General features: G+C 37.9%; 6 protein-coding genes and 1 pseudogene. 3 read left to right on the forward strand and 4 right to left on the reverse strand.

Annotation, left to right across the window (positions count from 1 at the left end; translation table 11 throughout):
• Positions 1-179 precede the first annotated feature (179 nt).
• Genes HMPREF9965_RS13365 through HMPREF9965_RS08475 form a run of 3 tightly spaced genes read left to right on the forward strand, consistent with a single transcriptional unit; the run spans position 180 to position 2032 of the window.
• Complete coding sequence (locus HMPREF9965_RS13365; protein ID WP_000268696.1) at positions 180-311, forward strand: SPJ_0845 family protein; 132 nt, start codon at positions 180-182, stop codon at positions 309-311.
• Positions 312-1217 (forward strand): permease, encoded by a 906-nt coding sequence (locus tag HMPREF9965_RS08470; protein WP_000151871.1) that lies wholly within the window; start codon positions 312-314, stop codon positions 1215-1217.
• Positions 1214-2032 (forward strand): TIGR03943 family putative permease subunit, encoded by an 819-nt coding sequence (locus HMPREF9965_RS08475; RefSeq protein ID WP_000617744.1) that lies wholly within the window; start codon positions 1214-1216, stop codon positions 2030-2032. Before HMPREF9965_RS08470 ends, HMPREF9965_RS08475 begins: the two co-directional genes overlap by 4 nt.
• A gap of 670 nt (positions 2033-2702) precedes the next feature.
• Here the strand turns inward: HMPREF9965_RS08475 and HMPREF9965_RS08480 are convergent.
• From HMPREF9965_RS08480 to HMPREF9965_RS08495, 4 genes and pseudogenes are all read right to left on the reverse strand, one after another.
• Entirely contained in the window at positions 2703-3314 is a 612-nt protein-coding gene (locus HMPREF9965_RS08480) for a tetratricopeptide repeat protein (protein WP_001070704.1), read from the reverse strand.
• A 17-nt stretch (positions 3315-3331) separates the two neighbouring features.
• Positions 3332-4381, reverse strand: a pseudogene (locus tag HMPREF9965_RS08485) (hypothetical protein).
• An 8-nt stretch (positions 4382-4389) separates the two neighbouring features.
• Positions 4390-5163, reverse strand: a complete 774-nt coding sequence (locus HMPREF9965_RS08490; RefSeq protein ID WP_001194458.1) for a nucleotidyltransferase domain-containing protein — start codon at positions 5161-5163, stop codon at positions 4390-4392.
• A gap of 17 nt (positions 5164-5180) precedes the next feature.
• A complete protein-coding gene (locus HMPREF9965_RS08495; RefSeq protein ID WP_000526357.1) occupies positions 5181-8531 on the reverse strand; it encodes a DEAD/DEAH box helicase family protein in 3351 nt (1116 codons plus the stop codon).
• Positions 8532-8616: the final 85 nt, after the last annotated feature.

Here is an 8616-nt window from a genome sequence, read left to right on the forward strand (position 1 = left end):
ATATATTTTATCAGATATGCTAATTTTAGCATAAATAATATTAAAATCCTATGAGTCATATAAATTTAATTTAAAATACTATCTATTTTGATATAATCAGAAATATGCACGAGTTTAATACCTCCATTTCCGTAAAATAATAGTATAATAGAGGTAGAATGTAGAAAAGAGGTGGGCCCATGGCTGTTAAATTCACAAAAACCGATGACTTGGACAAGATGTTTGAGGAATTCGCCAAACTTCCTGACTTAACACAAGTCACTTTCCCAGATGACAAAGACAAAAAAGAAAAAGTTGAGAAGAAAAAATAGATGACGATTTTTCAATCTCTTCCTCCTAGCATCTTACAAGCAGGGGCTATTTTTCTCTCCATCATGATTGAAGCCCTTCCTTTTGTCTTGATTGGGAGTCTCATTTCGGGATTGATTGAGGTCTATATCACACCTGACAAGGTCTATGAGTTTCTCCCTCGCAATCGTTGGGGGAGGATCTTTTTTGGTACCTTCATTGGCTTTCTCTTTCCATCCTGCGAGTGTGGAATCGTTCCCATCATCAATCGTTTTCTGGAAAAGAAAGTGCCCAGCTACACGGCCGTTCCCTTTCTGGTGACTGCTCCCATCATCAATCCTATCGTTCTTTTCGCTACATATTCTGCCTTTGGCAATTCGATAAAAATCACCTTCCTACGAGCGTTGGGAGCTATTGTGATTGCTTTGGTTCTGGGGATTTTCCTAGGATTTTTCTGGAAGGAACCCATTCAAAAAGAGAATTCTATTACTTGTCATGAACATAACTTTTCACACTTGAGTCCCGCTAGAAAAGTATTTCAGGTCTTTATACAAACTGTTGATGAGTTTTTCGATATGGGCCGTTACTTGGTCTTTGGTTGTCTCTTTGCGGCTATCATGCAGGTCTATGTCCCGACTCGGATCCTGACCTCTATCAGTGCAAGTCCAGTCCTTGCGATTCTTTTGCTCATGCTTCTTGCCTTTCTCCTCTCTCTTTGTAGCGAGGCAGACGCCTTTATCGGTGCTTCTCTCCTCTCGAGCTTCGGCCTAGCACCAGTCCTTGCCTTTCTGGTCATTGGCCCCATGCTTGATATCAAAAATCTCCTCATGATGAAACACTATCTCAAAGCGCGCTTCATCTGGCAATTTATGGGCATCGTGACAGTTCTTGTTTTGCTTTATTCTTACATGATGGGGGTGATGCTATGATCCGATTTTTCATTTTACTGGGTTATTTTGCCCTGACACTGTATCTGCAGCTATCTGGCAAACTCAGCCACTACATCAACCTCCACTATTCCTATCTAGTCTATATTTCCATGATCCTTTCTCTTCTGTTGGCTCTGGTCCAATTCTACATCTGGATCAAGAAAATCAATTCTCACAGCCATTTGAAAAGTCGTCGAGCTAGACGAATCAGCATCCTTTTACTGTCACTACCTCTGTTGATTGGAGTTGCCTTTCCGACAGTAAGTTTGGACTCGAGAACCGTATCTGCTAAGGGATATCATTTCCCACTTGCTGAGGGAATCGACACAGCCATTCAGGCAAGCGAAGGAACATCCAGTCAATACCTCAAACCCGATACCAGCACCTATTTTTCCAAATCTGCTTATGAAAAGGAAATGAGGGCTACAGCTGATAAATACCTCTCCCAGCCAACCATTCAAGTCACTGATGAAAACTATATGGAGGTCATGGAAGTTCTCTATGACTACCCTCAAGAGTTTGAAGGAAAGAAAATCGAGTTTACAGGCTTTGTTTATAACGATCCTAGCCATCCAGATAGCCAGTTCCTCTTCCGCTTTGGGATTATCCACTGTATCGCAGACTCTGGTGTATATGGACTCTTAACAAAGGGGAACTCACGCCAGTATCCTGACAATACCTGGATTACCGCTAGGGGAACCCTGACACTCCACTACCATAAAGAACTCAAACAAAAACTCCCAACACTAGAAGTTGAGAGTTTCACAAAAGTAGACAAACCAGAAAATCCATATGTATATCGCGTGTTTCAATAAAAAGTGACCCAACAACAGACAAATTACTTTTTAAAGTAGCTTGTCTTTTTTGTTCTCCTAGCTCAACAAAATCAACACACAACCTTTCAAACAATAGAAAAAGTCCCAAGAAATAAGATTTCTCGAGACCATAAAAATGTTAATAAGATAGGGTTGACAATCATCACATATCATAGCTTAACTGCAATAGAGTTGTGATAGAAAACGTTAATTTACTAGAAAAAATAAAACTCATATTAAACTGAATATTCAGTTTCTTACTGGCATAAAGCTATTTGAGTTTAATTTAACAACCACTAACCTCTATTAACGCCACCAAATGCTGAACCAAAAACGGAAGTAGAATCCTAAGAACATAATGTGCACCTCCTTTTGAAAAACGTTTTTCCATCTCAACTATATTATATATTTTCTTGTGGAGAATTGCAAATTTTTTCAGTCAAATTCCTAGCTTTTTTCAAAAAAATATGATAAAAGACAAAATTTTATATTAAAAATAGTTATTGACTTTCGGTTTCTGTAAGATGAAGACATAATATAAATGCACTAAGTCCCATAACTGGATTTTTTCAGTCAAACTTCATAGCTTCCAGTTGTTGAAATTATAAACTAGCCTCTTTTCTGCGCCATGAATCTCCGCTTTTTACTGTTTTTCTTCAGCTCAGTTGGACTACTTCTCATTTTGTAACAAAGCTCTTACCTCGTCTGCTCCAATTTTATCCTCAGCTTTTTCAAAGAGTTGAATAGATTGATAAAAATAATCTCGTGATTTGACTGAATCTTGCTTCAGATAAATCTCTCCCATCCCCCTATAGGCACAGGCTTGGGCAATGAAATCCTCGGTTGTCAAAGCAAAATCTAGGGATTCTCGCATATAGCTTTCTGCCTCTTCTAGATTTCCCAACTTTAAACGAAGGTAGCCTTGTTCATAGTTGTTAACAGAAAATTTCAAAGCATCATTGGGAAAATATTTTTTTATAATTTGCATTTCCTGATCGATATAGAGTAGAGCTTTTTGAAAATGACCCATTTCACGATAAATCATGGCTAACTGATGATAGCCTATATGTTCATTTTCTGGGTCACTTTTAGTTCGTGCTAAGTCAATATAAGACTGGTAGATCCTTAAGCACTCCTTATAATTTTGCTCTTCAAGATAGATATAGCCCATCAAATTTAATACACTAAAATCCGTGCAAGTTTCCAATGAAAAATTAGCTTCAACTAATTTTTTAGCCTCTTCAATCTTGCCCTCAAACAATAAATCCCATGCTTGATTCATACATATCCTCCTGCATCTTATGTTGTATAGAAATCGATTGATAAGTCGCTATTAGACTCGTATTTTTTCCAAGATAAACTGAATCCATAATAATCTTCAAATTCAGGGTGCCAGTCATAATAAAGTGGGATACGACTATATTTTCTTGCAACAACTTCGTCTTCAAATTCTGGAGACTCCCCTGCAGTAATACCAAATTGAAGACCATTTAGTTCCCAGCTATTGCCCCAAACATTTTCATCCGAGAGAACATCGATCCATCTAGAAGCATCAAGATCAAAATCTGCACATAATTCCAGTTCATAGAATTTTCTACAGTTAATCTCTGAAGGCTTAATATAAAGGGCACCATCCACTTGGTACTATTTATCTTTGACTTGAATCTGTGTGATTTTCATTGGAATCGGAACTCCATTTAACTCTAACCAGAAATAGCCTAAAGAGGTTTTGATACTATAATATGGCTGATTAGCAGGTTTAGCGTTTTTAGAGCAAGCATCAAGAATTCTTCCAAGCATAATTAAATTTCTACAAACGGTTTTCGAAGTGTGTGGGTCGAAATGTGAATACCTACGGGTGACTCGTTTTAACTTTTCAACGGGAAAAGTGATATCCTTTGGTAGGGCATGATACTTCTGTACGACTAAAGCAGTTTTTTCAGTATTTTCCTTCCCCGCTGGAACGACTACAGCGTGCCCAATATGGATATTTGGGTCATCGCAGATATAAGTATAGCCATTCCCTCCCTCCTGAAACTCAACAACAACGAGATTTAGCTCTTGATTCGGATCAAAGAGAGGCTCAACCTGTTCTGCTTCTTGGCGCTCATAAAAAGTAAAGCAATCTCTACCCCCGTCTTCGCCAAAAACCATGAAACTGCCACATTCAGGGCACTTCCACATATAAAAGGATGCTTCAGAAATATCATCATAAGAAATTTTATTATGGTCGTCAGCTTTATTCATGATTTCTTCAAACAACTCATCCGAATAAACTGAATAAGCATTTGGATCGGGCGCTCGGTGGTCGTTCATTGCTTGCCCGCATCTACATGTCCATTTACCCATAAATAACCTCAGTCGTGGCCTAATTCTTCAAGGAAAAATTGATTTAGAGCTTTCCAGTCTTTCTTGACGTCAGTAACATTTTGGATGTATACATCCAACTCTTGGATATTATCTAAAATATAATCTTGAATTGGCTTTATAGGCTCAATTTGCATACCTTCAGGACTGTTTATCTTAATGTCAAGCAATCTTGAAACATGCTTCTTCATTTGAGACGGCAGCAATTCTTTCACCAAATCATCAAATAAAATCGGAGGGATTGAATGGTATTTTTCGATCCAACGACAAGCCAAAATAGGACGAAGCGCGTAGAAATACTTTTTAGGTTTGACCTTGTCTCCTGAAAGATACTTATTCATTTGAGTTCTAGCAGTGTTCAAGTAATGGTGAAGCATTTTTTTCTCTGAAAAATACTGGTTGGCAAGAGGACGTATGCGCTCGATAAAATCCGTTTGTTGATAAACAATTGGTGACTGTAACCATTCAAACAGTGTTGGATTTGACTTATAAAGGAGTTTTAAAGTCTTATCTAAATCCCAGCCACTCACATCCCAAGTATCGTCAATTGGTAACTCGATAACATCACGCTGTTCATTTAAACGGAGATAGAAATCTCGCTTGTGTTTGTAGATAAACCGTACATCAAAGTCACTATCAGGAGACTCAAAGCCCCATGCACGACTACCAGACTCGATAGCCCACAAAACTGTGATACCATAATCACGCTCAATTTCTGCTAATTTTTCAGGTACCAGAACATTCATTTCTTCTTGCGTTTGCATTTATAACCTCTTATTATTTACGCTGCTTCTCCAGCTCGATCATTGATGAGTTCAATTGTTTGGACAATATTACGAAGTATAGGGAGTTGGTGTTGAAAGAGTAGTTGAACCGAACCATACGATTTAAACGGCTCTTGTGTTAAAACTTTAGTCTCCAAACAACCATTTTCTACAATGTAATCTACAATCAATTTCACAAAGGAAATCTGCTTGGCATTGAGACTCTCATCCGATAAAAATTTAGAAAAGACTTGATTGGCAGACTCTCTATCCAAACCAATAATCTCACGAACCAATCTAGGAATTGCCTTATTTTCATAATGTTGTTGGTAATCTGACTTGCTACCTAATTTTTCCCATAACAATGTTTCAAGTGCAAGTAAATCCTGAGAGGTCAATTTTTCATTATGGTATAACTTAGAAATTGCTTCATCATCTAGATGAGTTCTCAAATAATGTTCAACTTTTTCATTATAAGATCGTAGGTCATTGACTTGTAAATATGGCTTAGTATCATGGACAGTGGAAAGAATGTGATCATCAAAATTGACATAATATACAGTGCGTTCCGGTTTATCCAGAAACTGTAGTAAATCTCGAAGCGCAAGGCGTATTTTTTCCAACTCAGATAAACTAACTTCTTCCCAAAATTCAGGTTCTTGTACTTTCCTGATAATTTCAGCCTGTGCAAAAACTTGTGGTATATTGCCAACCCTAGCAAGGGCTTTAGCTGTTTTCATAACTTGAGATATATGGACAGTTGCTGGCTTAGCCAACAGTTGTCCTAACTGTATCTGAAACAACCATAAATCAAATCGTCTCGCCATCTCGTCTTCTTTATTTTCTTCAAATAGAATCGGAGAAAGATCTTTCTGGATTGTTTCACTTGTGACGGTCGTTAGATTTTGCCAATTTTCCAACTTTCTGTAAGTATAAACTGTATCTAAGACCATACGAACCCTAAAGTCTAACTCATTTAAGCTCACCATACGTCCATGAAGTTCTGAGACGAGTTGTTGACGGTATTCTCTAGCAAACTGATCATCTTGATAACGAAGCTCCTGCAGTTCACGAATCAAGTCCACCTTGGTGTTAAACAAACGTTGAGTCAGAGAAACAATGTGACGACCATCTCCTTCTCTTGGATCAGCTTTGAAATATTCAAAATTATCACCATAATCGAATACCAAGAAATTTTCCTTATCCTGCTCAGGGCCGAATAAATCTTTACAAAGACGGGTTCCACGGCCAATCATCTGCCAAAACTTAGTTTTAGAACGCACTTTCTTGAAAAAGATTAAATTAACAACCTCTGGTACATCAATACCTGTATCCAACATATCAACAGAAATTGCAATTTGAGGGTATTTCTCCTTAATTTTAAAATCATCAATTAAGGTTTGATAATGCTTAATGCTATAATCAATCACTTGAGCATAATCGCTTCCTTTTTCAGGATAGCGTTCGTTAAAAATATCTCTGATGTATTCAGCGTGTCGATGGTTTTTAGCAAAGATAATGGTTTTACCAATTTCGTCACCTGAAGCTGTCTGAATCCCTCTTGTCATTAGTTCATCTAGAACAATTTTAACTGTTTTTCTATTGAAAATAGAGGTATTAAAATCCTCAGGATCAATATCTTTCTCAGAACTACCATCTTCAAATTGACTATCAAAATATTCTTTTTCGTCTTGAGATAAATCATCGTAATGTAGACCATCCGTAGGTAGTTTCAACTTCGTTTCAATCGAATGATAAGCTACTAAATAGCCATCTTTGACAGCCTCTTCCAGATCGTATGCGTATGTTGGAACACCATTCTCCAAGTTAAAGAAACCGTAAGTATTTTTATCTAAATCTTGACGCGGAGTGGCAGTTAATCCTACGATCCTCGCATCAAAATAATCAAAAATTGATTTGTATTTCTGATAAATAGAACGGTGAGATTCGTCAATTATGATGAGATCAAAGTGCCCAACAGTGAAGGGGCGTTGATTTACTTCTTCTTGATCACTAATCGCTCCTATCATAGTCGGATAGGTTGAAAAAACCATTCGACTAGATCGAGCACCATCTTTATCCTCTAAGAAATTGCAAACTGAAAGATCTGGAAGTAATTTCCTAAACGAGTCATAAGCTTGCTTAACTAGGGAAGTTCTATCAGCCAAAAAAAGAACATTTTTTACCCAGTTATGACGCGAAAGGATATCAACTAGAGAAACCGCTGTACGGGTTTTCCCAGAACCAGTTGCCATAACCAAGAGTGCCTGTCTACGATTATTGGAGAATGCTTCACAGACACTTGTAATCGCATGTTTCTGATAATGACGCCCAGAAATGTCGTCCCTAATTTTGCTAGAAATATCCTCGAGTGGTTTTTGCAAGTGACGTCTGTCCATCAACAGTTGCAACTCCTCTTGAGAGTAGAACCCTGCAATCTGACGACGATTAACACCATCAAGTATGTAGTGCTTTAGACCGTTGGTAATAAAGCAAATTGGCCGATAGCCGATTTGTTTCTCAAGAGCTTCAGCATATTCCTTGACCTGCACCTCCCCTACTTCTGGATTCACAGATGCCTTTTTGGCCTCAACAATTGCTAAAATTTTACCATTTTTGCCATAAAGAACATAGTCACAGTATCCAGTTCCTGTACCATGCTTCAGACCATGAACGTCTACCTCAACACGACAGTTTTCTTCAAATGTCCAACCCGCTAAACGGAGATCAATATCAATAAAGAGTTTTCTTGTCTCTGCTTCAGATAGTTGATCGATATGGAAAGATACATCTTGCCGTAGAGCTGCTGTTTCACGTTTTTCAGTATAAGTCTCTTGAGCAGCCAAGGACTGACTAGCCATCTGTTCATCGAAATCAGGAAGATCTGGCAAACTGTTTTGTAATTTCGCCATAGATTGTGGCGTTTCTCGAAACTTGATGTTTGCTGAAAGTGGCAATAACTGCTCGTCAAAATAACGCTCCACAAACTCGTTACTGTAGCAATAATCAATAAAATTGACAAACTGATACAAATGATGCAAAGCCAAAATCGCTTCTCGTTCCTTAATTTCTCCACCATGTGCAGCATGATTTCCCCATCGAATTAAAAGAACAATCTGCCTATGGAGCTCAGGATCCACAATCTCTCTAAAATCATCATCCCATACCAAAGAAGATAAGGTAGCACGATAGGGAGCTTCTAAATATGAATCGTGACTATATATCCAATGAACAGCCTGCTCCAAAGCACGACGCGCCATAAAAGCAGTAGCCACAGTAGATGTCGCAATCATATTCTCAGCTTCTATACAAGGCTTTGAAAATAACTCGTACTCTGTATTTTTTAAAAGAAAGCTAAAATTTCCCATTTTTCTCTCACTTTGAATAAATAGATAGCTATATTATACTAGATTTCAAGCTATTTCTCCACAGTTTTATAACTATCCCACAAGC

The sequence above is a fragment of the Streptococcus mitis bv. 2 str. SK95 genome (assembly GCF_000222705.1).
GTDB lineage: Bacteria > Bacillota > Bacilli > Lactobacillales > Streptococcaceae > Streptococcus > Streptococcus mitis_AY.

Excerpts from the sequence above, each read along its gene's own strand:
- HMPREF9965_RS08475 (WP_000617744.1), top strand. The coding sequence starts at position 1,214 with ATGATCCGATTTTTCATTTTACTGGGTTATTTTGCCCTGACACTGTAT.
- HMPREF9965_RS08490 (WP_001194458.1), bottom strand. The coding sequence starts at position 5,163 with ATGCAAACGCAAGAAGAAATGAATGTTCTGGTACCTGAAAAATTAGCA.
- HMPREF9965_RS08495 (WP_000526357.1), bottom strand. The coding sequence starts at position 8,531 with ATGGGAAATTTTAGCTTTCTTTTAAAAAATACAGAGTACGAGTTATTT.
- HMPREF9965_RS08480 (WP_001070704.1), bottom strand. The coding sequence starts at position 3,314 with ATGAATCAAGCATGGGATTTATTGTTTGAGGGCAAGATTGAAGAGGCT.
- HMPREF9965_RS13365 (WP_000268696.1), top strand. The coding sequence starts at position 180 with ATGGCTGTTAAATTCACAAAAACCGATGACTTGGACAAGATGTTTGAG.
- HMPREF9965_RS08470 (WP_000151871.1), top strand. The coding sequence starts at position 312 with ATGACGATTTTTCAATCTCTTCCTCCTAGCATCTTACAAGCAGGGGCT.